The 2,564-nt window shown below is 72.3% G+C and carries 1 protein-coding gene; it reads left to right on the top strand.

The genetic code is table 11. From position 1 onward, the window contains the following. Positions 1-2,564: [protein-PII] uridylyltransferase (glnD, locus tag AB1578_23320; GenBank protein MEW6490829.1), on the top strand; the 2,564-nt coding region annotated here is incomplete at both ends.

Here is a 2,564-nt window from a genome sequence, read left to right as displayed (position 1 = left end):
CCGGGCGGTGCACAGGGCGGGGGCGAGCGGGGTGCAGGTGGTGGACCTGTGGACGCGCCTGGTGGACCACGCGGTGATGGCGCTCTTCCGGGTGCTGGCCCGGGAGCACGGCCTGGACGGCGAGCCCCTGGCGCTCCTGGCCCTGGGGGGGTATGGCCGAGAGGAGCTCTCCCCCCACTCGGATCTCGACCTCCTGATCCTGGTCCGGGAGGGGCTCGACCCGGGGCCCTTCGTGGAAGGGCTCCTCTATCCCCTCTGGGACGCGGGCCTCGACGTGCAGGCGGTGGCCCGGACCCTGGAGGAGAACGTGGAGGTGGCCCGGGCCGACAGCCGCAGCCGCTCCAGCCTGCTGGAGGCCCGGCTCCTGGCGGGCGATCCGGCCCTGGCCTCGGACTACCAGCGCCGGGTGGTGGAGGGCGAGATCTTCGCCCGGGACGTGCGCCCCTTCGTGGAAGCCAAGCTGGCCGAGATGGAGGCCCGTCACCAGCGCTACGGGAGCACGGTGTACCTGCTGGAGCCCCATTTGAAGGAAGGGGAGGGGGGGCTGCGGGACATCCAGACCGCGCTGTGGATCGCCAAGGTGCGCTTCAAGGTGCGCTCGGCGGCGGAGCTCCTGCACAAGGGGGTGGTGCCGCCGGGGGAGATCGACGCCCTCCACCTCTCCCGCGACTTCCTCCTGCGGGTGCGAAACCACCTCCACTTCGCGGCGGGCCGCCGGGAGGACCGGCTCACCTACGACTTCCAGGAGGATGCCGCCCTTCTCTTCGGGTACGGCGACTCCGGGAACATTCCCGGGGTGGAGCGGTTCCTGCAGGCCTTCTACGCCTCGGCCAACGGCGTGGGACACTTTGCCCGCACGGTCATCCGCCGGGCCTGCGAGGGGCTCCTGCCCCGCACGGCGGTCCAGAAGGCGCCTCCCCGGGAGGTGATCCCCGGGGTGCGGCTCCAGGCAGGCGAGGTCTACGTCGAGCCTTCGGCCGCCTCCAAGAGGTCCCTGACCCTGCTCGCCGCCTTCGAGGCGGCCCAGGTCTGGGATGCGGAGCTCTCCCCCCAGGCCCTGGAGGTGGTGCGGGAGAACCTGCACCTGGTGGACGACCGGTTCCGGCGCGACCCCGAGGCCGTGGAGATGTTCCTGCGCATCCTGCGAAACCCGCGTCGCGTGGCCACCACCCTGATGCGGATGCACGACGTGCGGTTCCTCGACCGGTTCATCCCGGAGTTCGGGCGGGTCTTCGGGCGGGTGGAGCGCGACCTCTACCACGCCTACCCGGTGGACGTGCACAGTCTCTTCACCGTGCAGGAGATCCGCCGGCTGGCCCGGGGGGAGTACGGGGCGCAGCTCCCCCTGCCGACCCGCTTGAGCCGCGAGCTCGCGCGCCCGGACATCCTGTATCTCGCGGCGCTCCTGCACGACATCGGCAAGGGGGAGGGGCACGGCCACCCCGAGCGGGGCGCCGAGATCGCGCTCGCCGTGGGAGACCGCATGGGCCTGGCGCCGGCGGACCTGGAGTACCTGGTCTTCCTGGTGCGCCACCACCTGCTCCTCTCCCACACGGCCCAGGGGCGCGACCTCCACGACGACGAGCTCGTGGCCGAGGTGGCCGCTTCGGTCCAGGACCCCGAAGCCCTCAAGATGCTCTACCTGCTCACGGTGGCCGACATTCGTGCCGTGGGGCCGGGGGCGTGGACGAGCTGGAAGGACCTGCTCCTCAAAGAGCTCTACGAGAAGGCCGCAGCCGTGCTGGAGAGCGGCGGCGCCAACCGCGGGCTGGCCGAGGAACGGGCGCAGGAGGTGAGGGCCCGGCTGCGCCAGGCCGCAGGCGATGCCGGGATGCCCGGGGGCGCCGAGGCCTTTCTCTCCGGCATCGACCACCCCCAGTACCTCCTGGCCCACCCCATCGACGCCCTGGTGCGCCACCTGGCCCTGTTTGGCCGCCGCGACGAAGACCCGGTGACCTGCGTACGCCCGGTAGAGTCCCAGGGCTACACCGAGGTGCTCCTCCTCACCCGCGACCGGCCGGGGCTGTTTGCGTCGGTGGCGGGGCTCATGGCGGCCCAGGGCATCAACATCCTCTCCGCCGTGCTCCACACCCGCACCGACGGGTGGGCACTGGACGTCTTCCACGTCTCCAGCCCGGTGGGAGGCGTTCTCGAGGAGGGCCGGGCCCGCCGCTGGGAGTCGGAGCTGCGCGCCGTGCTCCGGGGCGACGCGTCCTTCGAGGTGGTGGCGGGCCCCAGGCTCCGACAGCCCCCGGCGCTTCGCCGTCCCCGTCCCCGGATGCCCGCGCGGGTGCGGGTGGACAACGAGGCATCGCGGCGCTTCACCGTCATCGACGTGAAGGCAGCCGACCGGCTGGGGCTCCTCTACGACGTGGCGCGCACCCTGGCGGCCCAGGGGCTCACCATTCGCCTGGCCAAGATCGCCACCAACATCGAGCAGGTCTCCGACGCGTTCTACGTGGAGCGGGTGGGGGGAGGGAAGATCGCCGATCCCCGGGAGACCGCCGACCTGAAGCAGGCCCTGCTGACCGCGCTCGCGGGCGGCGCCTTCCCCGAGGAGACCA

This window comes from Thermodesulfobacteriota bacterium, from assembly GCA_040756475.1.
In the GTDB taxonomy this organism is placed as follows: domain Bacteria; phylum Desulfobacterota; class Deferrisomatia; order Deferrisomatales; family JACRMM01; genus JBFLZB01.
Note: the sequence above shows the minus strand (reverse complement) of the source record. Positions and strands in the feature narration are given on the sequence as shown.